This window comes from Bradyrhizobium sp. UFLA05-89, from assembly GCF_059803475.1.
On the sequence record NZ_JBANBA010000001.1, the window covers coordinates 75,080 to 98,637 of the forward strand.

The 23,558-nt window shown below is 63.9% G+C and carries 20 protein-coding genes and 1 pseudogene; 16 read left to right on the top strand and 5 right to left on the bottom strand.

The window, feature by feature from the left end; all coding sequences use genetic code 11:
* Window positions 1–59 precede the first annotated feature (59 nt).
* The 4 genes and pseudogenes from SO139_RS00340 (at window position 60) to SO139_RS00355 (ending at window position 5,245) form a co-directional block, all read left to right on the top strand.
* Window positions 60–1,073 carry a DctP family TRAP transporter solute-binding subunit gene (locus tag SO139_RS00340; RefSeq protein WP_449383778.1) on the top strand — a complete coding sequence of 338 codons (1,014 nt, stop codon included), beginning with the start codon at window positions 60–62 and terminating at the stop codon, window positions 1,071–1,073.
* A 256-nt stretch (window positions 1,074–1,329) separates the two neighbouring features.
* Window positions 1,330–1,683, top strand: a pseudogene (locus tag SO139_RS00345) (TRAP transporter small permease); the annotation flags it as partial.
* A gap of 237 nt (window positions 1,684–1,920) precedes the next feature.
* Entirely contained in the window at window positions 1,921–3,204 is a 1,284-nt protein-coding gene (locus tag SO139_RS00350; RefSeq protein ID WP_449383796.1) for a TRAP transporter large permease, read from the top strand.
* Window positions 3,205–3,313: 109 nt separating this feature from the next.
* On the top strand, window positions 3,314–5,245 hold the full coding sequence (locus SO139_RS00355; protein ID WP_498539488.1) for an alkyl/aryl-sulfatase: 1,932 nt from the start codon (window positions 3,314–3,316) through the stop codon (window positions 5,243–5,245).
* 183 nt (window positions 5,246–5,428) lie between these two features.
* Here the strand turns inward: SO139_RS00355 and SO139_RS00360 are convergent, their stop codons facing one another.
* Complete coding sequence (locus SO139_RS00360) at window positions 5,429–6,499, bottom strand: glycosyltransferase family 4 protein (RefSeq protein WP_449379538.1); 1,071 nt, start codon at window positions 6,497–6,499, stop codon at window positions 5,429–5,431.
* A 311-nt stretch (window positions 6,500–6,810) separates the two neighbouring features.
* Here SO139_RS00360 and SO139_RS00365 point away from each other — a divergent pair, with 311 nt between their 5' ends.
* From SO139_RS00365 to SO139_RS00380, 4 genes are all read left to right on the top strand, one after another.
* A complete protein-coding gene (locus SO139_RS00365; RefSeq protein WP_474798171.1) occupies window positions 6,811–8,574 on the top strand; it encodes an ABC transporter ATP-binding protein in 1,764 nt (587 codons plus the stop codon).
* Window positions 8,575–8,631: 57 nt separating this feature from the next.
* Window positions 8,632–10,836 (top strand): amylo-alpha-1,6-glucosidase, encoded by a 2,205-nt coding sequence (locus tag SO139_RS00370; protein ID WP_498539489.1) that lies wholly within the window; start codon window positions 8,632–8,634, stop codon window positions 10,834–10,836.
* A gap of 125 nt (window positions 10,837–10,961) precedes the next feature.
* Window positions 10,962–11,474, top strand: coding sequence for a PRC-barrel domain-containing protein (locus SO139_RS00375; protein ID WP_449379535.1), 513 nt, complete (start codon window positions 10,962–10,964; stop codon window positions 11,472–11,474).
* Window positions 11,475–11,497: 23 nt separating this feature from the next.
* The gene (locus SO139_RS00380; RefSeq protein ID WP_449379534.1) at window positions 11,498–12,787 is read left to right on the top strand and encodes an MFS transporter; all 1,290 of its coding nucleotides are present in this window, start codon (window positions 11,498–11,500) and stop codon (window positions 12,785–12,787) included.
* A 67-nt stretch (window positions 12,788–12,854) separates the two neighbouring features.
* On the opposite strand, the gene SO139_RS00385 is transcribed toward SO139_RS00380, so the two are convergent.
* The 4 genes from SO139_RS00385 to fixL form a co-directional block, all read right to left on the bottom strand.
* Window positions 12,855–13,544, bottom strand: coding sequence for a helix-turn-helix domain-containing protein (locus SO139_RS00385; protein WP_449379545.1), 690 nt, complete (start codon window positions 13,542–13,544; stop codon window positions 12,855–12,857).
* 117 nt (window positions 13,545–13,661) lie between these two features.
* The gene (locus SO139_RS00390) at window positions 13,662–14,084 is read right to left on the bottom strand and encodes a response regulator (RefSeq protein ID WP_449379533.1); all 423 of its coding nucleotides are present in this window, start codon (window positions 14,082–14,084) and stop codon (window positions 13,662–13,664) included.
* A gap of 59 nt (window positions 14,085–14,143) precedes the next feature.
* A complete protein-coding gene (gene fixJ / locus SO139_RS00395) occupies window positions 14,144–14,761 on the bottom strand; it encodes a response regulator FixJ (protein WP_498539490.1) in 618 nt (205 codons plus the stop codon).
* 3 nt (window positions 14,762–14,764) lie between these two features.
* The gene (gene fixL, locus SO139_RS00400; RefSeq protein WP_498539491.1) at window positions 14,765–16,279 is read right to left on the bottom strand and encodes a sensor protein FixL; all 1,515 of its coding nucleotides are present in this window, start codon (window positions 16,277–16,279) and stop codon (window positions 14,765–14,767) included.
* 215 nt (window positions 16,280–16,494) lie between these two features.
* Here fixL and SO139_RS00405 point away from each other — a divergent pair, with 215 nt between their 5' ends.
* The 8 genes from SO139_RS00405 to SO139_RS00440 all read left to right on the top strand — a co-directional run bounded on the left by SO139_RS00405 (window position 16,495) and on the right by SO139_RS00440 (window position 23,550).
* Complete coding sequence (locus SO139_RS00405) at window positions 16,495–17,328, top strand: universal stress protein (RefSeq protein WP_498539492.1); 834 nt, start codon at window positions 16,495–16,497, stop codon at window positions 17,326–17,328.
* A 33-nt stretch (window positions 17,329–17,361) separates the two neighbouring features.
* Window positions 17,362–17,787: a CBS domain-containing protein gene (locus SO139_RS00410; RefSeq protein ID WP_449379529.1), complete on the top strand. Its 426-nt coding sequence runs from the start codon at window positions 17,362–17,364 to the stop codon at window positions 17,785–17,787.
* Between the two features lie 215 nt (window positions 17,788–18,002).
* Window positions 18,003–19,652: a cytochrome-c oxidase, cbb3-type subunit I gene (gene ccoN / locus SO139_RS00415; RefSeq protein WP_498539493.1), complete on the top strand. Its 1,650-nt coding sequence runs from the start codon at window positions 18,003–18,005 to the stop codon at window positions 19,650–19,652.
* 11 nt (window positions 19,653–19,663) lie between these two features.
* The gene (gene ccoO, locus SO139_RS00420; protein ID WP_449379527.1) at window positions 19,664–20,398 is read left to right on the top strand and encodes a cytochrome-c oxidase, cbb3-type subunit II; all 735 of its coding nucleotides are present in this window, start codon (window positions 19,664–19,666) and stop codon (window positions 20,396–20,398) included.
* A 13-nt stretch (window positions 20,399–20,411) separates the two neighbouring features.
* A complete protein-coding gene (locus SO139_RS00425) occupies window positions 20,412–20,576 on the top strand; it encodes a cbb3-type cytochrome oxidase subunit 3 (RefSeq protein WP_449379526.1) in 165 nt (54 codons plus the stop codon).
* Between the two features lie 6 nt (window positions 20,577–20,582).
* A complete protein-coding gene (gene ccoP / locus SO139_RS00430; protein WP_449379525.1) occupies window positions 20,583–21,455 on the top strand; it encodes a cytochrome-c oxidase, cbb3-type subunit III in 873 nt (290 codons plus the stop codon).
* A gap of 112 nt (window positions 21,456–21,567) precedes the next feature.
* Complete coding sequence (ccoG, locus tag SO139_RS00435) at window positions 21,568–23,034, top strand: cytochrome c oxidase accessory protein CcoG (RefSeq protein WP_498539494.1); 1,467 nt, start codon at window positions 21,568–21,570, stop codon at window positions 23,032–23,034.
* 21 nt (window positions 23,035–23,055) lie between these two features.
* Window positions 23,056–23,550: a FixH family protein gene (locus SO139_RS00440; RefSeq protein ID WP_498539495.1), complete on the top strand. Its 495-nt coding sequence runs from the start codon at window positions 23,056–23,058 to the stop codon at window positions 23,548–23,550.
* The last annotated feature ends 8 nt before the right edge of the window (window positions 23,551–23,558 follow it).

A 23,558-nucleotide genomic window follows, 5' to 3' on the forward strand; every position in this document is an offset into this window, starting at 1 on the left:
ACTAAAGGGACTGGAAAAACCAAAAAGAACCGGTCCTAAAGGTTGTTGGGAGGTACCTAATGCGCAAACTGCTGCTTGCGGCCGCCACGGCTGCGCTCGTCTCGACGTTCATATTGGCCCCTGCTGCGGTGCAGGCCCAGAGCCCGATCGTCATCAAGTTCAGCCACGTCGTCGCCAACGATACGCCCAAGGGCAAGGGCGCGCTCAAGTTCAAGGAGCTCGCCGAGAAATACACCGACGGCAAGGTCAAGATCGAGGTCTATCCGAACTCCTCGCTCTACAAGGACAAGGAGGAAATCGAGGCGCTCCAGCTCGGTTCGGTGCAGATGCTCGCGCCCTCGACCGCGAAATTCGCGCCGCTCGGGGTGAAGGAGTTCGAGGCGCTCGACCTTCCCTGGCTGTTCAAGGACGACGAGACCTACGCCGCCGCCATGAAGGGCACCGTTGGCAAGTGGCTGTTCCAGAAACTGGAGGCAAAAGGCATCACTGGTCTGGCCTATTGGGACAACGGCTTCCACATGGTGTCCTCAAGCCGTCCGCTGATGAAGCCCGCCGACTTCCAGGGGCTGAAGTTCCGCATCTCCGGCTCCAAAATCGCCGACCAGTATTTCCGTCTCGTCGGCTCGATCCCGCAGATCATGGCGTTCTCCGAAGTCTATCAGGCCTTGCAGACCGGCGTTGTCGACGGCTGCGAGAACACGGCCTCGAACTACCTGACGCAGAAGTTCTACGAGGTGCAGAAGGACATCACTGTGTCCTATCACGCGCATCTGCAATACGCAGTGATCGTCAATTCGAAATTCTGGTCCGGCCTGCCGCCGGACATCCGCACCCAGCTCGAGAAGGCGATGGCGGAGGCCACCGACTACACCAACTCGATCGCGCGCCAGGAGAACGAGGACGCGCTCGCCGAGATCAAGAAGTCGGGCAAGACCACGCTGCATTATCTCTCCGATGCCGACCGCAAGGCGTGGCAGGAGGCGATGCAGCCGACATATAAATGGGCCAAGGGCCGGGTCGGGCAGGAGGTGCTCGATCTCGTCGCCAAGGAACTCGACGTCAAGATGAACTGACGCGGCCTGGCGTAGAACAACAACAAGAACGGTCGGGAGTGAACGCACTCCCGGCCGTTTCGGTCTGATAGGGGGACTTGATTTGCTTCGCGTGCTCAATCGTGCGCTCAATTATCTCGAAGAGTGGCTGATCGCGACGCTCATTGCGGCTGCAACGGGCCTGATCTTCATTGCCGTGCTGCATCGCTACGGTGCCGGCGAATCGATCGCTCTCGCCAGATGGGCGACTGCGCACGGGCTTACCTGGCTCGCCGCCATGGCGCAGGGCCTGTTCACCTTCCTCTCAGAGCTCGACCTGTCCTGGGCGCAGGAGCTCTGCATCTACATGTTCATCTGGATGGCGAAGTTTGGCGCAGCCTATGGCGTGCGCACCGGCATCCATGTCGGCGTCGACCTGCTCGTCAACCGCCTGCCCGAACATTCCCGCAAGCACGTGATCCTGTTCGCGCTGCTCTGCGGCGCGATCTTCACCGGCATGATCGCGGCCTTCGGCGCCTCCTTCGTCGGCGAGATGTTCCACACCGGACAGCAGTCGAACGACCTGGAAGCGCCGATGTGGATCGTCTATCTGGCGATCCCGCTCGGCTCCGGCCTGATGTGCTTCCGCTTCCTCCAGGTCGCTTGGTTCTATTTCTGGACCGGCGAGCTGCCGCATCACGACGAGACCCATGTCGAGGGCGTGCAGGCCGACGGCTCCCCGGCGCTGCATCCGCAGCCCGCCGGCGCTGCGACGAAAGCGGCTTCGCGAAAAATCTCGCCGCTCGGCGTGATCCTGATTCTGGCGCCGATCCTGATCTTCGCGCTGTGCCTTGCCGAAAAGTCCGGCGTCATCGTGCTTCCGCATTGGATGCGCGCCGCCACCGTGTTTGCACTGCTGATCGCGCTGATGCTGACGGGCATCCCGGTCTCGATCGCGCTCGGCCTCACCGTGATGACGTTCCTGTTCACGTTGACGGCGGTGCCGATCGAGGCCGTCTCGATGAAGCTCTTCACCGGCATCGAGAGCTTTGAGATCATGGCGATCCCGTTCTTCATCCTCGCCGGCAACTTTTTGACCCATGGCGGCGTGGCGCGGCGCATGATCAATTTCGCGACCTCGCTGATCGGCCACTGGCATGGCGGTCTCGGCCTTGCCGGCATCGTCGCCTGCGCGATGTTCGCGCTGGTGTGCGGCTCGAGCGTCGCCACGGTGGCTGCGATCGGCGCCATCGTGCTGCCCGAGATGGTCCGCCACGGCTATCCCATGCGCTTCGGCGCCGGTATCATCACGGTCGCCGGCTCGCTCGGCATCCTGATGCTGCCCTCGATCCCGAAGATCGTCTACGCGGTCTCGACCAACACCTCGATCGGCGCGCTGTTCGTCGCCGGCCTGCTGCCCGGCATGATGCTGACCACGATGCTGTGCATCGTGACCTGGTGGCTTGCGCGCAAGCGCGACTATCCGCGCCTCCCGAAGGCGAGCTGGGGTGAGACGGTACGCACCTTCCGTGAGAGCATCTGGGGATTGATGCTGGTCGTCATCATCATCGGCGGCATCTATAGCGGCCTGTTCACCGCGACCGAGGCGGCCGCGATGGCGGCGGTCTATTCCTTCTTCATCTCGGTCTTCGTCTACAAGGCGATCGGGATGAAGGACGTGCCGCGCGTGCTGCTCCGTGCCGCCAACACCAGCGCGATGCTGCTCTACATCGTCACCAATGCGGTGCTGTTCTCCTTCGTGCTGTCCAACGAGAACCTGCCGGCAACGCTCGCCGATTGGATCGCGGCACAGAATCTCGGCTGGGTCGGCTTCCTCCTGGTCGTCAACGTGCTGTTGCTGCTCGCCGGCAATTTCATGGAGCCGAACTCGATCATCCTGATCATGGCGCCGATCCTCGCGCCGGCGGCGAAGAAGCTCGGCATCGATCTCGTTCATTTCGGCATCGTCATCGACGTCAACATGGAGGTCGGCCTTTGCCACCCGCCTGTCGGGTTAAATCTCTACGTGGCGTCGATGATCGCGCGAATGCGCATCACCGAGCTCGCGGTGGCCGTCATGCCGTGGCTGCTCACGATGCTCGCCTTCCTGGTCGTCGTGACCTACTGGCCCGAGCTGACGCTGTTCCTGCCGAGAGTGCTCGGGATGCACTAGGATCAGGCGTCGCAGACGTAGCGACCGGCATTGCCGGTCGCGGGCTGTTGGAACCAGCGCGCGAATGCGCTTAGATGGCGCCCGACCAAATCAGGAGGGAGCCGGCCCGATGACCGAGATCGCGAGCAGCGAGCCGAAAGATGCAACGTCGCCCGTCATCGCGCAGCACGAGGCGATGCTGAGCGCGCTGCCGTTTTCCGACACGCGGGATTTCGAAGACGCTACACGCGGCTTTCTAGGCACCATCGAGAATGCGAAGATCACCAACCCGCAAGGCCGGACGGTCTGGAGCTTCGAGCCCTACAGCTTCCTGTCGGCCGAGCCGGCGCCGCCGACGGTCAATCCGAGCCTGTGGCGCCAGTCGCGCCTCAACATGCACCACGGCCTGTTCGAGGTGGTGCCCGGCGTCTATCAGGTGCGCGGGCTCGACATCGCCAACATGACGCTGATCGAAGGCGACAGCGGCGTCATCGTGGTCGATACCCTGACCTCGATCGAAGGCGCCCGCGCCGCGCTCGATCTCTATTTCAGGCATCGCGGCCTACGGCCTGTCGCAGCGGTCATCTTCACCCATACCCATACCGATCACTGGGGCGGCGCGCGCGGCGTTCTGGAGGAGGACGCGCTCGCCACGGGCCGCGTGCCGATCATCGCGCCGAACATGTTCATGGAGCACGCGGTCTCCGAGAACATCATCGCTGGCCCCGCGATGCTGCGCCGGGCGCAATATCAGTTCGGGCCGTTCCTCACCAAGGGGCCGCGCGGGCAGGTCGATTGCGGTCTTGGCAAGTCGATGGCGGCTGGTTCAGTGGCGCTGCTGCGTCCGACCGACCTGATCATGGCGACCGGCGACACGCGGGTGATTGACGGCGTCGAATTCGAGTTCCAGATGGCGCCGAACAGCGAGGCACCGGCCGAGATGCACTTCTTCATCCCGCGCTACAATGTTTTGAACTTAGCTGAGAACTGCACGCATAACTTCCACAATCTGTTGCCGTTCCGCGGCGCCGACGTGCGCGATGCGCTGGCCTGGTCGAAATACCTGAATGAGGCGCTTTCTCTGTGGGGCGGCAAGGCGGAGGCGATGTGTGGCCAGCATCACTGGCCGGTGTGGGGGCGCGAGCGCATCGACACCATGATCCGCCAGCAGCGCGACCTCTACAAGTTCGCGCATGACCAGACCATCCGCCTGATGAATCACGGCTTGACCGCAGCCGAGATCGCCGAGACGATCAAGCTGCCGCAAAGTCTGGAAGGCGCCTGGCACGGCCGCGGTTATTACGGCCACATCCGTCACAATGTGAAGGCGATCTACCAGAAATACCTCGGCTGGTACGATGCGAACCCCGTCAATCTCGATCCGCTGCCGCCGGTCGAATCCGGCAGGAAGTATGTCGAGTATATGGGTGGTGCGGACGCGATCCTCGCACGAGCCAGGAAGGACTTCGACAGGGGTGAGTTTCGCTTCGTGGCGCAGGCGCTGAGCCACCTCGTCTTCGCCGAGCCGGATCATGTGGCGGCACGTAGCCTACTCGCCGACACGCTGGAGCAGCTCGGCTATGCCGCGGAAAGCGCGACCTGGCGCAACGCCTATCTGTTCGGCGCGCAGGAGCTGCGCCAGGGCATGCCGAAGACCCCGCCACGCCCGCCGATGCCGCGCGAGACGCTGGCCGCACTTCGCACTTCCCAGCTCTGGGACGTGCTCGGCATTCGTCTCAACGGGCCGAAAGCGGAGGGCAAGCACATCGTGCTGAACTGGAGCTTTTCCGACACCGGCGAGACCTTCGCGCTCAATCTCGAGAATTCCGCGCTCACTTACACCGAAGACACGCAGTCGGAAAAAGCCGACGCCAGCTTCACGCTCTCCCGTTCCACGCTCGACGAGGTGATTGCCAAGCTCACGACATTTCCGGAGGCAGTTGCCGCCGGCGAGATCAAGCTGTCGGGCAACGCGCTTCGCCTCGCCGAGCTGATGGCCCTGATGGACGAATTTCCGCGCATGTTCGAGATTGTCGAGCCAAAGCGCGTGGTGGTGACGTAGGCGGCACGCGCCACACGTTCTCTGTTATCGCCGATCTCGGTGTCATCGCCCGCCTTGTGCGCAATTGCGCACTGGGGCGGGCGATCCAGTATTCCAGAGACAGCGAGGAATATGGGGAGGCGGCCGCATACTGGATTCCCCGCTTTCGCGGGGAGTGACAGCGGAGAACGTGGAAGCGCGGCGCTACTCCGCGCTGCTCACCAGCTTGATCCTCGGCGCGGTCGCCTCCATCAGGCCGCGGTAGGCGGCGAGATAGTCGAGCGCCATACGCCTTGCGGTGAAGCGCGTTTCGAACTGCTTGCGGATTGCGCTGCGGCTCAGTTGCGGCAGGCGACCGACGGCCGCGACCGCGCTGATCTCGTCCTCGACGACGAAGCCGGTCAGGCCCTCGTCGATGATCTCCGGCGCCGAGCCGCGATTGAAGGCGATCACCGGCGTGCCGCAGGCCATGGCTTCGATCATCACCAGTCCGAACGGCTCGGGCCAGTCGATCGGCAGCAGAAGACTGAGCGCGCCGCTCAAAAACTCCGATTTCTCGTGGTCGCTGATCTCGCCGATGAATTCGACCAGCGGATTGTTCTCGATCAGCGGTCGGATCAGCTCGTCGTAATAATCCTGGTCGGCGCGATCGACCTTGGCCGCGATCTTCAGCGGGATGCCGCAGCGCGTCGCGATGTTGATGGCCCGATCGACGCCCTTTTCCGGCGCGATGCGGCCGAGCACCGCGAGATAATCCTGCTTCGCAGGCGCCGGCGTCAGCAGATTTTCCGGCAGGCCATGATGAATTGTGCGCACCCAATTGGCCTGCGGCACCGGCCGCCGCTGCGCGTTCGAGATCGAGATGACCGGGATTTCAGAGAACGTATTGAACACCGGCTGATGCTCGGGCAGGTCGAGCCGGCCGTGCAGCGTCGTCAGGAATGGCGTCGGCTGGCGATAGAATAGCGACCAGGGATAGTAATCGAGGTGAAAGTGGAGAAAGTCGAACTCCTCCTCGTCGCATTTCTGCCGCACCCGCTCCAGCATCACCATGTGCAGCGCGTTGGGATCGCGCACCGAGCCGTCCAGGCGCAGCGCCTTGGGCCATGTCGCGTCGAGCTTGGCCGAGGTATGCGAGTCGCCGCTGGCGAACAGGGTTACATCGTGTCCCAGCGCCACCAGTTCCTCCGTCAACCAATGCACCACCCGTTCGGTGCCGCCATAAAGCTTGGGTGGAACAGCCTCCGTCAACGGAGCTACCTGCGCGATGCGCATCTCACCATCCTCCTTGTCGCGATCATGAAAGTTGAACCCCAGCTCACTTCGGCACCGGCATGCCAGCCATGGGAACGTTCCCGCATCTGCGAAGTTCCACACTTCAAAGGTTACTTATTGGACACGTCCGCAATGCGGCGTGACTCGTCCGCAATCTGGTCTTGATGATGTCACGACTGTTTCTCAGATCGTCCGCATCGTCATGTCGTGATCGCATTGCAAGGGAACCGGAACGAACCGGTCGATGTTCACTCAGCCAGTGCCGCGCGAGGCACGACTGACAATTGCTTAGATGACGGGGTGGCAGCCATATGGATCAACTATCGGGTTACGCGAGGCGGCCGTTTGCCTTTGTTTTGCGCTATCTTCGCCGGCGGCTGGCGTCGCATCTGGTGATCCTGACCGCTGTGGTCGCGGCTGTCGCCTGCTCCGTGGGAACGCAATATGGCGTCAAATCGCTGGTCGACAGCCTGTCTGCCGGCGCTTCTCATGGCGGAAGCGTATGGCTGTCATTCGCTTTCCTCATGTCGCTGATCACTGCCGATAACTTCCTGTGGCGTATTGCAAGTTGGACAGCGAGTTTCACCTTTGTCGGCGTGACCGGGGATCTGCGTCGCGACATCTTCCGGCATCTGACCGGTCACGCGCCGAGCTACTTCTCGGATCGCATGCCGGGCATGCTTACCAGTCGTATCACCGCCACCTCCAACGCCGTGTTCACCGTGGAGAACATGTTTGTTTGGAATGTCCTGCCGCCGTGCATTGCCACAATTGCGGCAATCCTGCTGATTGGAACCGTGAGTCTTTATATGGCGGCGGGTTTGATCGTAATCGCCGGTGGCATGGTAATCGCGATGTTCCACCTTGCCGCAGCCGGCAAGCCGCTGCATGACGATTTCGCCGACAAGGCCGCCGTCGTCGACGGCGAGATGATCGACGTCATCAGCAACATGCCACTGGTGCGGGCATTCTGCGGCATCACCCACGAGCATCAGCGCTTCGACGCCACCGTGAACCGGGAACTGACGGCGCGCGGCCGCAGTCTTCGTTACCTGGAAAAGCTGCGCCTGACCCACGCCGCGGTCACCGTCGTCCTGACGCTCGCGCTGCTCGCCTGGGCCATCACGCTCTGGCAGAAGGGCGAAGCGACGACTGGCGAGGTCGTGCTGGTCTGCACGCTCGGGCTCTCGATCCTCAACGCCACCCGCGATCTTGCGGTCGCGCTGGTCGACGTCACCCAGCATGTTGCGCGGCTGACGGAGGCGATCGCAACGCTCCTGGTTCCGCACGAATTGCGTGACCACCCCGAAGCCGAGCCGCTGGTCAAGCGCGGCGCCGCGATTGCCTTCAACAACGTGACATTCGGCTATCCCGGAGCTTCGAAGATCTTCGAGCGCTTCAGCCTGCGGCTGCAGCCCGGTCAGCGCGTCGGCCTGGTCGGGCAGTCCGGCGGCGGAAAATCGACGCTGTTTACGCTGTTGCAGCGGTTCTATGACGTCGATGACGGCAGCGTCACCGTCGATGGCCAGGACATCGCGCGGGTGACGCAGCAGAGCTTGCGTGAGGCAATCTCCGTGGTGCCGCAGGACATTTCGTTGTTTCATCGCTCGGTCCGCGAGAACATCCGTTACGGCCGGCCCAACGCGACCGACGACGAGGTGTTGCGCGCGGCGATCGCGGCGCGCTGCGATTTCGTCGAGAGTATGCCCGAGGGGCTCGACACCATGGTCGGGGACCGCGGCGTGAAACTCTCCGGTGGCCAGCGTCAGCGCATCGCAATCGCGCGCGCCTTCCTGAAGGACGCGCCGATCCTGCTGCTCGACGAGGCGACCGCAGCGCTCGACAGCGAGGCGGAGGAGGCGATCCGCGAGGCGTTGTCGCGCCTGATGCGCGGCCGCACCGTGATTGCGATCGCGCACCGGTTGGCAACCCTGCGCAATTTCGACCGGGTGGTGGTGCTGAAGGCTGGCAAGATCATAGAGGACGGATCGCCCGACCGCCTGATGCAGAACCACGGGCCTTACCGCGAGCTGGTCACACAGGAGATGAACAGGCTCTCGAAGTTCGCCGCGTAAGTCGCTAGTCGCGTTCAGGTCGATTGCGTTTTGGATAACGGCGCAGGGGAATAGCGCATGTCAGCCGAAGTCGTCACCCAGTTCGTCGCGGCATCGCGAACCGTGGAAGTGGTGGAGGAGCAGCCGTTCTACATTCCCATGACGGGACCTGCGGCGCGGCCGCGGCGGTCGCTCAAGCACGACGACACCTTCATCGTGCTCGACAGCCATGGCGATATCGGCGCGTCCGCCGGTGGTCCGGACGGCCTGTTCAACTGCGACACGCGCTATCTCGCGCGGCTCGAGCTCGTGCTCGACGATCTTCAGCCGTTGCTGCTCGGCTCGAACCTGCGTGACGACAACTCGGCTCTGACCGTCGATCTCACCAATCCCGATATCTACCGCAATGGCCGCATCGTCCTCCAGAAGGACCTGCTGCACATCGTGCGCACGGTGTTCCTGTGGCGCGGCACGGCCTATCAGCGCATCGGCCTGCAGAACCATGGCGACCGGCCGGCGAGCTTCGAGCTGACGCTGCTGTTCGACAGCGATTTCGCGGATCTGTTCGAGGTGCGCGGCGAGAAGCGGCTGCGTCGGGGGACCGGCGCGAGCAAATTGGTTGGCCCGACCGACGTCCTGTTCGAATATCGGGGCCTCGATGACGCGCAGCGCACGACGGGGCTGCATTTCGATCCAAGGCCAACCCGGCTCTCGGTCAATGCCGCCACCTGGCAGCTCGAGCTCGAGCCGCATCATACGAAGTCGTTGTTCGTGGCGGTGTCCTGCAACCGGCCGCAAACACTCAAGCCAGTGCGGTTCTTTCCGGCCATGCTGGCGCATCGCCGCGAAATGCGCTCCTGTACGGCGGGGGCAACCAGCATCGAGACCTCCAACAACATCTTCAACGAGGTGTTGTGCCAGGCGATGGCCGACCTCAACATGCTGATGACGGATACGCCGCAGGGCCGCTATCCCTATGCCGGCATTCCCTGGTACTCGACGACCTTCGGTCGCGACGGCCTGATCACGGCCTTGCAGATGCTGTGGATCGATCCGCGGGTCGCCAGGGGCGTGCTGCGGCGACTCGCGCACTTCCAGGCAAAGGCCACTGACCCGCTCGCCGACGCCGAGCCCGGCAAGATCCTGCACGAGATGCGCGGCGGCGAGATGGCGGCGCTGCGCGAGGTGCCGTTCGCGCAATATTACGGCAGCGTCGATTCGACCGCGCTGTTCGTGCTGCTCGCCGGCCACTATTTCGAGCGCACCGGCGATGTTGAGACGCTGCTGGAATTGTGGCCTGCGATCGAAGCCGCGCTGGCCTGGATCGACGGACCCGGCGATCCCGACCAGGACGGCTTCGTCGAATATCAGCGTGCCTCGGAGCAGGGCCTTGCCAACCAGGGCTGGAAAGACTCCTATGATGCGATCTTCCATGCCGACGGCACGCTCGCCGAAGGCTACATCGCTCTCGCCGAAGTGCAGGGCTATGTGTTTGCCGCCAAGCAGCTCGCCGCGCGCTGCGCCCTGCGGCTGGGCAAGCCGGACAAGGTGAGGAAGCTGGAGGCCGAGGCAAAGGCGCTCGCCGCACGCTTTGAGGACGCGTTCTGGTGCGAGGAGCTCGGCACCTATGCGCTCGCGCTCGACGGCGCCAAGCGGCCCTGCAAGGTGCGGACGTCGAATGCCGGCCAGCTCCTGTTCAGCGGCATGATCAGGGAGGACCGCGCGCGCAAGGTCGCTGCCGACCTGATGCGGCCGTATTTCTTCTCCGGCTGGGGCATTCGCACCGTGGCGCTCGGCGAAATCAGATACAATCCGATGTCCTATCATGACGGTTCGGTCTGGCCACACGACAATGCGCTGATCGCGCTCGGGCTCGCGCGCTACGGCCTGAAGCATTCGGTGGCGCACGTCTTCAAGGGCCTGTTCGAGGCCGCGACCTATATGGACCTCCGGCGGCTGCCGGAATTGTTCTGCGGCTTCCGGCGCGAGAAGCGCCGCGGCCCGACGCTCTATCCGGTCGCCTGCGCGCCGCAGGCCTGGGCCAGCGCGACGCCGTTCACGCTGCTGGAAGCTGCGCTCGGCATCGAGTTCGACGTCGCGCGCAGCGAGATCCGCCTGCGCAATCCGCATCTGCCGGCGTTTTTGAACGAGGTGGTGCTGCACGACCTGCAACTGGGCCCGTCCAGCGTCGATTTGCGGATCCGCCGCCACGGCACCGATGTCGCGCTCGAGGTGCTGCGCACGCGCGGACAGATCCAGGTATCGATCGTGCTGGCGCACTAGTGGCATGATCCGGAAAAGTGTGGAGCGGTTTTCCGAAAAGATCATGCTCAAACAACAACCTAAAGCGCGATGACGATTCGTCACAATCTCATCGCGCTTTAGCATCGCCAGCCGGAGGAGGTCGCATGCCCGCCATGACGCGGTTGATGCTGGTCGCAGTGATCCTGGGAAGCATCGCGCCTGCGATGTCGTACGCGGCGGAGGAGCCGCCTGCGGTGCAAACCGAGCCGAACGCTCCGCCATCGCCGGCCCCGGCCGCGCCTGTGGTGCCGAAGGATGCGCCGCCGCCGCCGTCGGTTACCATCATCGGTGCCAGCGACGCGCACGGCGTGCTCGGGCGCGACGTGCGCAGCGCCGCCGATGAGGACATGGGGCGCATCGTCGACGTCGTCGTCGATCGCACCGGCAAGGTGCGCGCGGCGGTGATCGATTTCGGCGGCTTCCTCGGCGTCGGCAGCCGCAAGATCGTGGTCGACTGGAACGCGCTGCACTTCGGCAAGATCGCCAACAAGAAGGACAGCATCAGCCTGGAGCTGACCAAGGCCCAGGTCGCGGCTGCGCCGGAGTACAAGGAGGACACACCGATCGTCGTGCTGGGTGCGTCCGGCACCCTGCAACCGCTGCAGTTCATTCCGTAAGGAAAGGGGAGGGCAGACTGTCGGTGCGCTTGTCCAGGAAGCCGAGCCATCCGAGCAACGATCAACGTGGCCCACCTGAGAGCCGCAACGCTGTCCCTGCGCTTCCGCAACCTGTGCCGTCAAAGCAAAGCCTGCGGGCGCTGGACTGGTTCATCTTCTTTCTGGCCGACGTGCAGACCGGCTTTGGCCCGTTCATCGCGGTGTATCTGACGACGCAGAAATGGACGCAGGTCGAGATCGGCCTCGTGCTGTCGATCGGCGGCATCGTCGCCCTGATCGGTCAGATGCCGGGTGGCGCGATCATCGACGCCGCGAAATCCGAGCGGCTGGTCGCGGGGCTGGCCATCGCGACCATCGGCTGCTGCGCGCTTGCGTATGCGGCGATGCCGATCTTTCCGGTCGTGGTGACGGCGGCGACCCTGCATGCGGCCGCGAGCTGCGTGCTGGGGCCGGCGATCGCCGCGATCAGCCTCGGCCTTGTCGGGCCGTTCGCGATCGGCGAACGGCTCGGCCGCAACGCGCGCTTCGCATCGCTTGGCAACGGCGTCGCCGCCGCGGTGATGGGCACCGCCGGCTATCTGCTGTCGAGCCGCTCGGTGTTCCTGGTCACCTTCCTGCTCGCTATCCCGACCCTGATCGCCCTGTCGCGGATCCGCGAGGAGGAGGTCGACGTGGCGCGCGCGCATGGCGAAATGCCGCGCGAAGCCGCCGAAGGCGCGGACACGAATGTGTGGCATCTGCTGAGGCAGCGGCCGCTGTTGATCTTCGCCTGCAGTGTGATGCTGTTGCAGCTTGCGAACGCGGCGATGCTGCCCTTGATGGCGAGCGTGGTGACGACGCGGTCCAGCCAGTGGGCGACTGTCCTGATCGCGGGCTGTATCATCGTGCCGCAGGCGATCGTTGCGCTGATGTCGCCGTCGGTCGGGCGCAAGGCGCAGGCCTGGGGCCGGCGGCCGCTGCTGCTGCTAGGGTTCGGCGCGCTTGCGATTCGCGGGCTTTTGTTCGCAACCGTCCGCGACCCCTATCTCTTGGTGCTGGTGCAGGTGTTCGACGGCATCACGGCTGCGGTGTTCGCGGTGATGATTCCACTAATCGTCGCCGACGTCGCCTTTGGCAGCGGCCATTTCAATCTTGCGCAGGGAGTCGTGGGAACCGCGACCGGCATCGGCGCGTCGCTGAGCACCGTGCTCGGCGGCTTCATCAGCGACAGGTTCGGCAGCAGCACCGCCTTCGTCGGCCTAGCCTGTGTCGCCGCGGCTGGGCTCGTCCTGATTCTCCTGGTCATGCCGGAGACGCGGCGCAGCGCAGGTTGAGAATGAGAAAATGGCCGGCCGAAACGGATTCGGCCGGCCAGTTGGGAAGATGGCAGGGAGGAAGAAATCAGGCGTCGAGATTGTGCAGGCGCTGGCGGTTGCGCAGCACGATCTGACGGGCGCCGGAAAAGCCCAGGATGCCCTGGGAATGAAGCTGCGACAGCGCGCGCGACACCGTTTCCAGCGTCAGGCCGAGATAGTCGCCGATGTCGCGACGGCACATCGGCAGCGCCATCATGCCGGCGACGGCGAGCCGGCGGTCCATTTCGAGCAGGAAGGTCGCAACGCGCTCCATGGCGGTCTTGCGGCCGAGCAGCAGCATGTGGTCCTCGGCGTGGCGCAGTTCGCCCGCGGTCATCGCCCAGAGCTTGCGGGCAACCTGCACGTCGGTGCCGGCGGCTTTCTCGAGGCTGGAGCGCTTCACGAGGCGCACGGTGGTGTCGATGATGGCCTCGGCGGCGAGGCGATGGGTGGCGCCGGATTCGAGACCGAACACGTCGCCGGGAAGGTGGAAGGCGCCGATCTGGCGGCGGCCGTCGGAAAGGAGCTTGTAGCTGCGCACCGCGCCGGAGACGACCTGGTAGACGTATTCAGCAGGCTCGTCCTCGCCGTAGATCTCCTCGTCCTTGCGGTAGGAGAACTCGGTGGCGACAAGACCGACATGGCCGGTGATGGCGCCGAACTGATCGGAGACTGGATGAGCGGCGGGGGCGATCTTGCTGCCGTGAATCTGGGTATTGAGCAACTGGGTGAGCATCTTGGCCATCTCCATTTCAGATGGCAGATGGTTACCGCGGGTTTCGGGGCGTGAAAATTTCGAGCGATATCTTAAGGGGGTGTACCTACGTAGATTCCCGTAGGTCGGTCCTCGAGGTCAGCCGTTGGGCTTGCGCTGGATGGCGCCGCGGATGCGCTTGATGAGATTCTCGTCGAGAAGCGGCTTCAAGATCACGTCCTTGATCCCGACCGCGGCGGCGCGGGTCGAAATATTCTCGTCCGGATAGCCCGTGATCAGGATCACGGGCGTGTCGCCCTCCGACTTGCGCAGGCGCCTGGCGAGCTCGACGCCGTTGATATCGGGCATCTTGTAATCGATCACGTAGCAGTCCGCGCCAGGGGAGTGCGGGGTATTCAGCAATGCCGTGGCATTCCTGAAGGTCCGCACGGCGAAGCCGTCCGTTTCGAGCAGGAATCGCAGTGATCCCAGGACGGCATCGTCGTCGTCGACCACGTAGACGGTGGGCTTGAGGGGGGACGACATTGGATCCCGCCTATGGTGTAAGCTGATCTCAGTCATGCGACTTTGCTAACACGCGACGGGGAGACGGACTTGACATGCCTCAAGTCGAAGCCGGCTCAATCCTTGAGCATGCCGGCGCGCATCGCCAGCCGCACCAGCTCCGACAGGCTGCCAGCCTGCATCTTGGTCATGACGTTCGCCCGGTAGACTTCGATGGTGCGCGGGCTGATGTCGTATTCGCGGGCAATCAGCTTGTTGGAGAGGCCCGCGATCAACCCCTCCATGACCTGGCGCTCGCGCGGGCTGAGCGAGGCCAGACGCGCGGCGACGTTCTGCGTGATTGCCTCGCTCTTGGCAGCAGGCTCGGCCCGGTGGATCGCGGTTTCGATCATCGCGATCAGGCGATCGTCATCGAACGGCTTTTCGAGGAAGTCGACGGCGCCAAGCTTCATGGCTTCGACCGCCAGTGGAACGTCGCCATGACCGGTCATGATCAGGATCGGGAATGGGCTTTGCGTGGCCTTCATGCGCTTCAGGAGCTCGATCCCGTCAAGCCCGGGCATGCGCACGTCGGACACCACGCAGCCGAAGGGGAGACCCGGCAGCGCATCGAGAAAGCCTTGCGCCGCCTCGAACAATCGGACACTGAAGCCGGACGAATCCAGCAGGAACTTCAGCGAATCCCGCATCGCCTCGTCGTCGTCGATGACGTAGACATGTCCTTTGGTGGTCATTGATCAGTTCTCGTCGGCTGCCGGCAAGGTGAAGCGAAACGTCGCGCCGCCCGATGCGTTGCTCTCGGCCCACATGCGGCCGCCGTGAGCCTCGATGATCGAGCGGCTGATGGAAAGTCCCACGCCCATGCCGGTCTCCTTCGTCGTGAAGAAGGTCTGGAACAGGTTCGGTATCACGTCGTCGTGGAAGCCGGATCCGGTGTCAGCGACTTCCACTTCGATCATGTCGTCGACCCCCTCGGTGTTGGTCACGACGAGCTCGCGCCGTGGCGATTGCGCCATGGCCTCCAGCGCGTTGCGGAACAGGTTGACCAGCACCTGCTGGATCTGGACGCGGTCGGCCAGCACCAGGTCGGCCTCTGGATCAAGATTGAAGCGGAGCTGAACGTTCTGCTCGCGCGCGCCGGCAAGGCCGAGGGCGCCGGCTTCCTCGATCAGCTTGGAGAGGCTCTCGACCCGCTTCTCGGATTCGCCGCGCGAGACGAAGTCGCGCAGGCGGCGGATGATCTGGCCGGCGCGCAGCGCCTGCTCGGCGGCGCGGTCCATCGCGCTCTCGATCTTTTCGATATTCGGATCCCTGCTGCCTGCCAGCAGCCGGCGCGAGCCCTTCATATAGTTGCTGATGGCCGCCAGCGGCTGGTTGAGCTCGTGAGCGAGCGCCGAGGCCATCTCCCCCATGGCGCTCAGGCGCGAGACATGGACGAGCTCGGACTGCAGCTCCTGGAGCCGCGCCTGGGTGTGCTGGTGCTCGGTCATGTCGCGGACGAAGCCGGTGAAATAAGGCTCGCCGCCGGATTGCATCTCGCCGATCGACAGGTGCATCGGAAACGTCGTGCCGTCGCGCCGCTTGCCGGTGACGATGCGGCCGATGCCGATGATGTGGGGATCGCGCGTGGTGCGGTAGCGGGCGATATAGCTGTCGTGGCGGGAGCGGTCGGGATCGGGCATCAGGATGTTGACGTTCTGGCCGATCGCCTCATGCTCCAAATAGCCGAACAGGCGCTCGGCGGCCGTGCTGAACAGCTGGATGATGCCATGGCCGTCGATGACGATCATGGCATCGGGGATCGTGTGCAGGATCGAGCGGAGATGGGTCTCGCGGGTGCGCAGCGCTTCCTCGACCTGCTTCTCCTCGTCGATGTCGAGAAAGATCCCACTCAGATGCCGCGCGCTACCGGCCTCGTCCCGGATCAGGCCGGCGCGGGCCCTGATCCATTGTCCTCTCCCGGAATCGGCGATCCGGAAAGACACGTCGAATCCGCCGCCGCGCTCGGCGACGCGCCCGATCGCGGCTTCGACGCGCTCGCGGTCTCTCGGCTCGAGGCGTGACAGGAAAAGCTCATAGGTAATCGGCTGGTTGCGGGCGACGCCGAACATCGCCCCGGCCGCATCCGACCACTCGAATTCCTGCGTCTTGAGGTCGAGGTCCCAGGTGCCGACGCCGAATCCCTCGATCCGCACCCGGAAATGTTCGCCCCGACCGTCATCTGCCGGATGAGTTACGCGGGTCGGGCTCAATTTGCTTCCATCCTTGCGTTGTGGTCCGGGGCGCGGTTCCGCGACCGCAATTTCGCGCATGGCCGCCCCGGAGGCAAGTTCGGCGATCGGTTACCTCGCGACCGGTTGACCAGTCCAGCGGCGGCCCGAACCGTTTGCCGGCTTGATCTATCTCATCCCGCGCCCGCCGCGGTGCGCCTAGCATGGCTGCGATCTGCAAGCTCGGGAGACTTGGAATGACATACGCGACCGTCATGGTCAGCCTGGCGCTTGGTCAGCCCAATGAGGCGAGGCTTCAGGCCGCGGGCGAGCTCGCGGAGCGATTCGAGGCGGCGATCGTCGGAGTTGCCGCGGCGCAATTCGCGCCGCCACTCTATTTCACTGACGGCGCCGAGGCGCAGCGTCTGATCGACCAGGGCGAGGCCTCGGTCCGGCAGCGCCTTGCCGATCTGGAGGGACAATTCCGTGCTGCAACCAGGAATCGCGGCGGGCGCGTCGAGTGGCGCGGCGCGGTCGATTTCCCGGCGCGTTACGCGCTGCAGCAGGCGCGTTGCGCCGACATCATCGTCAGCGGCGGGCAGAGCCCGGCTTTCGCGGATGCCTTCTCGCTTGCGAGCCCCAAGGATCTGGTGATGCAGGCCGGCCGTCCGCTGCTGGTCGTGCCTGACAGCTTCAACTGGCTCGATCTACGCAGCGTGCTGGCGGCCTGGAAGGATACGCCGGAGGCGCGGCGTGCGCTCGTCGATTCACTGCCGCTGCTGCGCAAGGCGAGGGAGATCACGATCGTTGCGATTCCGGAGCCGGATGACGATCGTCCGGCGGTGCTGGCCTCCGTCACCGACGTCGTTTCCTGGCTCGCCCGCCATGGCGTCACGGCCACTGCCAGGGTGTCGGAAGCGGGCCGGAACGAAAGCGTGGCTGACCATTTGGGTAAGTTGGCTGCCGACGTCGGAGCCGGCCTGATCGTTGCCGGCGCCTACGGCCATTCGCGGTTCCGCGAATTGGTCCTCGGCGGCGTCACGCAATATCTGCTCACCCAGTCAGCTCGCTGCGTGCTGCTGTCGCACTGACTCCTTGACCGAAAGACAATCAGAGGACGCGCCGTGTACAGATTCCTTGAACAGACCACCGACGGCTACATGACGCGCAACGTCAAGACCGTGGTGCGCGATCTCAACGTGCTCGAGCTCAGCGAGATGTTCGAGCGCGACGACTTCAACGGCTATCCGGTCGAGGAGGATGGGCAGGTCGTCGGTATCGTCACCAAGTTCGATATCCTGAAATGCTTTGCGTTCACGCCAAGCCAGATGGTGCCGCGCTATCTCGACCTGATGAATCGCAAGGTCGGCGACGTCATGACGCCGGAATTCATCTACGTTCATCCAGATACGCGGTTGACCCGCGTGCTCCAGCTCATGGTCGAGCACCGGATTCGGAGCATCATCGTGCTCGACGGAACGCAGAAGCTCGTCGGCATCATCGCGCGGGAGGACGTCATCACCGCGCTCAAGGCGACCGCGCGCGACTAGCCTGTCGGCTGGCTCATTTCTGCGACATCCGGGCTCCGTGAATTTGCCGGAGGCCGGGTCCAGTCACGCGCGCGGAACCGTACGTAAGCGGCTGATATTGCTTCCCGATGTCCCCTGGGTCGGGGCCGCCGGAAATCCGACTATCTTGATTTCAATCAATTCCCCGCGAGCATGGATATGGTTTCTGGCTGCGTGTTCTTTCAGAGAGAATCCGCATGAGCCAGCCCTCCATTTCCAAATCCATGACCATCGGTGAAAGCGGCCTGGCGGCAGTGTTCGCAGTCACCGCCTTCCTCTGTGTGGTCGCGGCAGCCAAGGCGCTCGATGCGCCCTTCGCCTTCCATGCCTCGCTGAGCGCTGCGGCGAGCATCGCGGCGGTCTTCGTCATTCTCAACCGCTACTTCGAGCGCCCGGCGGCGCTGCCGCCCGCGGAGATCAACGGCCGGCCCAACTACAATATGGGGCCGATCAAGTTCTCCGCCTTCATGTCGATGTTCTGGGGCATCGCCGGCTTCCTGGTCGGCCTGATCATCGCCTCGCAGCTCGCCTGGCCCGCGCTCAACTTCGACCTGCCCTGGACGAGCTTTGGCCGCCTGCGTCCGCTGCACACCTCGGCCGTGATATTCGCGTTCGGCGGCAACGTGCTGATCGCATCCTCGTTCTACGTCGTGCAGAAGTCTTGCCGTGTCCGGCTTGCCGGCGATCTCGCGCCCTGGTTCGTCGTCGTCGGCTACAACTTCTTCATCCTCGTCGCCGGCACCGGCTATCTGCTCGGCGTTACGCAGTCCAAGGAATATGCGGAGCCGGAATGGTATGCGGACCTCTGGCTGACCATCGTCTGGGTGACCTATCTGCTGGTCTTCCTCGTCACGGTGATCAAGCGCAAGGAACCGCACATCTTCGTCGCGAACTGGTTCTATCTCGCCTTCGTCGTGACGATCGCCGCCCTGCATCTCGGCAACAATCCCGCGCTGCCGGTGTCGGTGTTCGGCTCCAAATCCTACGTCGCCTGGGCCGGCGTTCAGGACGCGATGTTCCAGTGGTGGTACGGCCACAACGCGGTCGGCTTCTTCCTGACCGCCGGCTTCCTCGCCATCATGTACTACTTCATCCCGAAGCGCGCGGAGCGGCCGATCTATTCCTACCGGCTGTCGATCATCCACTTCTGGTCGCTGATCTTCCTCTACATCTGGGCCGGCCCGCACCATCTGCACTACACCGCGCTGCCGGACTGGACGCAGACGCTCGGCATGACCTTCTCGGTGATGCTGTGGATGCCGTCCTGGGGCGGCATGATCAACGGCCTGATGACGCTGTCTGGCGCCTGGGACAAGCTGCGCACCGACCCCGTGCTGCGCATGCTCGTGGTCTCCGTCGCCTTCTACGGCATGTCGACCTTCGAAGGCCCGATGATGTCAATCAAGGTCGTCAACTCGCTCAGCCACTACACCGACTGGACCATCGGCCACGTGCATTCCGGTGCGCTCGGCTGGGTCGGTTTCGTCTCCTTCGGCGCGCTGTATTGCCTGGTGCCGTGGGCCTGGAATCGTAAGGGTCTCTACAGCCTCAAGCTCGTCAACTGGCACTTCTGGATCGCGACGCTTGGCATCGTCCTCTACATCTCGGCGATGTGGGTGTCCGGCATCCTCCAGGGCCTGATGTGGCGCGCCTACACCTCGCTCGGCTTCCTCGAATATTCCTTCATCGAAACCGTGGAAGCGATGCATCCCTTCTACATCATCCGCGCGGCCGGCGGAGGGTTGTTCCTGATCGGCGCGCTGATCATGGCCTACAATCTCTGGATGACCGTGCGCGTCGGCGAGGCGGAAGTGCAGATGCCCGTCGCTCTTCAGCCGGCGGAATGAGGAGCTCAGCAATGTCATTCTGGACACGCCACCAAATCTTCGAAAAGAACTCGATCGTCCTGGTCGTCGGCATCCTGCTGGTGATCTCGATCGGCGGTCTCGTCGAGATCGCGCCGCTGTTCTACCTCAAGAGCACGATCGAGGTGGTCGACGGCGTGCGGCCCTATACGCCGCTCGAGCTCGCCGGCCGCAACATCTACGTCCGCGAGGGCTGCTATCTCTGCCACTCGCAGATGATCCGTCCCTTGCGCGACGAGGTCGAGCGCTACGGTCACTTCTCGCTCGCCGCCGAGAGCATGTACGACCACCCGTTCCAGTGGGGCTCCAAGCGCACAGGACCGGATCTTGCCCGCGTCGGCGCCAAATATTCCGACGACTGGCACGTGACCCATCTGACCAACCCGCGCGCCATCGTGCCGCAGTCGGTGATGCCGGGTTATCCGTTCCTGGCCGAGAACGAAGTCGATCTCGCCACGATTGCCGATCACATGCGAACGCTCAAGGCCGTCGGCGTGCCCTACAGCGACGACCAGATCGCCAATGCGGCCAACGACCTGAAGGCGCAGGCCGATCCGGATAATGCCGGCAGCGATGCCTTCACCAAGCGCTACGCCAAGGCGGTGGTGCGCAACTTCGACGGCAAGCCGGGCACCCCGACCGAGATGGACGCGCTGATCGCCTACCTGCAGATGCTCGGCACGCTCGTCGACTTCAAGCTCTACAACGAGAAAGCCAATCTCCGCTGAGAAGGCATGAACGATGAAAGCAATTCTGACAGTCCATAACTTTGCATCCGATCTCGTGACGACGATCTGGACGCCGGCCTTCGTCGCGATCTTCCTCGCGATCGTCGCCTACGCATTCTGGCCGCGCAACAAGGCCGCCTTCGACGAGGCGGCGCGACTGCCGTTGCGCGAGGAGTGAGGGATCATGACCGACCACGGTGAATTCGACAGCGTCTCCGGCAAGACCACGACCGGACACCAATGGGATGGCATCAAGGAGCTGAACACGCCGCTGCCGCGCTGGTGGCTGGTGACGTTCTACCTCACCATCGTCTGGGCGATCGGCTACTGGATCGTCTATCCGGCCTGGCCATTGATTTCGAGCAATACCACCGGCCTGCTCGGCTATTCGACGCGCGCCAGCCTCGCGGTGGAGCTCGCCAATCTCGAGGCCGCCCGCGGCGAGAAGATGGCGGCGCTGGCGGCCGCTCCCCTCGCTGACATCGAGAAGGATCCGGCGCTGCTGGCACTGGCGCGTGCCAAGGGCAGGGTCGTATTCGGCGACAATTGCGCGCCATGCCACGGCAGCGGCGCAGCCGGCGCAAAGGGCTTCCCGAATCTCAACGACGACGACTGGCTGTGGGGCGGCACGCTCGACCAGATCATGCAGACCATCCAGTTCGGCGCGCGGTCCGGTCACGCCAAGACCCATGAGGGCCAGATGCTCGCCTTCGGCAAGGATGGCGTGCTGAAGCCCGACGAGATCGTCACGGTCGCCAACTACGTCCGCTCGCTGTCGGGCCTGTCGACCCGGCCGGGCTATGACGCCGCCAAGGGCGAAAAGATCTTCACTGAGAATTGCGTCGCCTGTCATGGCGACGGCGGCAAGGGCAATCAGGAGATGGGCGCGCCCAACCTGACCGACAAGATCTGGCTCTACGGCTCGGACGAGGCGACCCTGATCGAGACCATCAGCCAGGGCCGCTCCGGTGTCATGCCGGCGTGGGACGGACGGCTCGATCCCGCCACCCTCAAGGCGATGGCGGTCTACGTCCACTCGCTCGGCGGCGGCAAGTAACGTCGCGGCGAAGGCAAAGACGGGGCGGGGAAACCCGCCCCCGTTTGAGCTGGATCAACTGCACGGTCGGAGTTCGATCTAGGTTCAATCGTACCTGCAAACGGATTCAGCGATGAGCATGGCCGTGAACCCGAACGAGCTCGCACAGGAAGATGATTACGGGCCGCTCTACGCCTCCCGCAAGAAAGTCTACCCCCAAAGCGTCTCGGGCACGTTCCGCCGGACCAAATGGGGGCTGATGGCATTCTGCCTCGGCGTCTACTATTTCCTGCCGTTCGTGCGCTGGAACCGCGGCCTGGGCGCCCCGAGCCAGGCCGTGCTGATCGATCTGCCCAACAGCCGCTTCTACTTCTTCTTCATCGAGCTGTGGCCGCAGGAAGTCTACTACTTTACCGGCCTGCTGATCGTCGCCGCGGTGGCGCTGTTCCTGATGAACTCCATCGGCGGCCGCATCTGGTGCGGCTACCTATGTCCGCAGACCGTCTGGACCGACCTGTTTTACGCCGTCGAGCGGCTGATCGAGGGCGATCGGCGCGAGCGCATGAAGAAGGACGCCTCGTCCGATCCGATGAAGCTCGAGCGCATCTCAGAGATCGTGCTCAAGCATTCGATCTGGCTGCTGATCGCCTGGTGGACCGGCGGCGCCTGGGTGCTCTATTTCAACGATGCGCCAACGCTGGTGAAGCAGCTCGTCACGTTTCAGGCGCCGATGATCGCCTATATCTGGATCTGCATCCTCACCGCGACGACTTATCTGCTCGCCGGCTACATGCGCGAGCAGGTCTGCACCTATATGTGCCCCTGGCCGCGCATCCAGGCCGCGCTCACCGATGAATGGGCGCTCAACGTCACCTACCGCTACGACCGCGGCGAGAAGCGCACGTCGGTCAAGAAGGCCGCCGAGCTGCGTGCGCTCGGCGAGCAAGTCGGCGACTGCGTCGATTGCTACCAGTGCGTCGCGGTTTGCCCGACCGGCATCGACATCCGCAACGGGCCGCAGATGGAATGCATCCAGTGCGGCCTGTGCATCGATGCCTGCGATACCGTGATGACCAAGATCGGCCGGCCAACCCGACTGATCGCCTATGACAACGACATCAACATCCAGCGCCGCCAGGAAGGCAAGCCACCGATCTATCGCATCGTGCGGCCCCGCACCACCGTCTACAGCGCGATCATCGCGGTCATCGGCGGCATCATGCTCTATGCGCTGCTGACCCGCAGCCTGCTCGACGTCAACGTACTGCACGACCGCAACCCGATTGCCGTCAAGCTGAGCGACGGCTCGATTCGCAACGCCTACACGGTCCGGCTGCTCAACAAGCGCGGCTTCGACCGCGTCATCGCGATTGACGTCGACGGGCCGGTGAATGCGAAGGTCCATGTCGTCGGCGTCGATTCCGTCACGCCGGACCGGCCGATGGTCGTGATCGGTCGCGACCAGACCGCGGAATTGCGGCTGCTGGTGACGGCGCCGGCCGAGAGCAATCCGGAGAAATCGATCCCGGTCCATTTCCACGTCACCGATATCGGGCTCGGCGAGGTCGCCTCCGCCACCGACAATTTCGTCGCGCCCTGAGAACATCGTTTGGAGTTCGCCATGGCATCCGCCGCACCGAAGCCACTGACCGGGACCGCGGTCCTCATCATCCTGGTTGCGTTTTTCGGCGTCGTAATCGGCGTCAACGCCACCATGATGAAGCTTGCGATCGCGACGCTTCCCGGCACCGACGTCGACAGTCCCTATGCTGCCGGTCTCACCTACGAGAGGGAGATCGCGGCGGCGCGGGGCCAGGCGGAGCGGAAATGGCAGGTCGACGCGAAGATCCAGCGCAGTGCCGATGGCGGCGCGACGGTGCGGATCGAGGCCCGGGATGCCACCGGCCGCCCGGTCACCGGTCTGAAATTCTCAGGGCGACTGGAGCGGCCGACCGACAAGCGCGCCGACCTGTCCGTGGAGCTCGCCGAGATCGGCATCGGAGTCTATGGCGGCAACGCGACCGCCGTCGCACCCGGCCAGTGGGATCTCGTGCTCGAGGGCGATGCGCGCGGCGAGCGCATGTTCACGTCGCGCAATCGCGTGATCCTGAACTGAAGGAATTT

Coding starts and splice junctions, on each gene's coding strand:
- SO139_RS00425 (WP_449379526.1), top strand. CDS start 20,412: ATGAAAGCAATTCTGACAGTCCATAACTTTGCATCCGATCTCGTGACG.
- SO139_RS00390 (WP_449379533.1), bottom strand. CDS start 14,084: ATGACTGAGATCAGCTTACACCATAGGCGGGATCCAATGTCGTCCCCC.
- SO139_RS00350 (WP_449383796.1), top strand. CDS start 1,921: ATGCGCGCCGCCACCGTGTTTGCACTGCTGATCGCGCTGATGCTGACG.
- ccoG (WP_498539494.1), top strand. CDS start 21,568: ATGAGCATGGCCGTGAACCCGAACGAGCTCGCACAGGAAGATGATTAC.
- SO139_RS00370 (WP_498539489.1), top strand. CDS start 8,632: ATGTCAGCCGAAGTCGTCACCCAGTTCGTCGCGGCATCGCGAACCGTG.
- SO139_RS00365 (WP_474798171.1), top strand. CDS start 6,811: ATGGATCAACTATCGGGTTACGCGAGGCGGCCGTTTGCCTTTGTTTTG.
- SO139_RS00340 (WP_449383778.1), top strand. CDS start 60: ATGCGCAAACTGCTGCTTGCGGCCGCCACGGCTGCGCTCGTCTCGACG.
- ccoO (WP_449379527.1), top strand. CDS start 19,664: ATGTCATTCTGGACACGCCACCAAATCTTCGAAAAGAACTCGATCGTC.
- SO139_RS00355 (WP_498539488.1), top strand. CDS start 3,314: ATGACCGAGATCGCGAGCAGCGAGCCGAAAGATGCAACGTCGCCCGTC.
- ccoP (WP_449379525.1), top strand. CDS start 20,583: ATGACCGACCACGGTGAATTCGACAGCGTCTCCGGCAAGACCACGACC.
- fixJ (WP_498539490.1), bottom strand. CDS start 14,761: ATGACCACCAAAGGACATGTCTACGTCATCGACGACGACGAGGCGATG.
- SO139_RS00375 (WP_449379535.1), top strand. CDS start 10,962: ATGCCCGCCATGACGCGGTTGATGCTGGTCGCAGTGATCCTGGGAAGC.
- SO139_RS00440 (WP_498539495.1), top strand. CDS start 23,056: ATGGCATCCGCCGCACCGAAGCCACTGACCGGGACCGCGGTCCTCATC.
- SO139_RS00405 (WP_498539492.1), top strand. CDS start 16,495: ATGACATACGCGACCGTCATGGTCAGCCTGGCGCTTGGTCAGCCCAAT.
- SO139_RS00385 (WP_449379545.1), bottom strand. CDS start 13,544: ATGCTCACCCAGTTGCTCAATACCCAGATTCACGGCAGCAAGATCGCC.
- SO139_RS00360 (WP_449379538.1), bottom strand. CDS start 6,499: ATGCGCATCGCGCAGGTAGCTCCGTTGACGGAGGCTGTTCCACCCAAG.
- ccoN (WP_498539493.1), top strand. CDS start 18,003: ATGAGCCAGCCCTCCATTTCCAAATCCATGACCATCGGTGAAAGCGGC.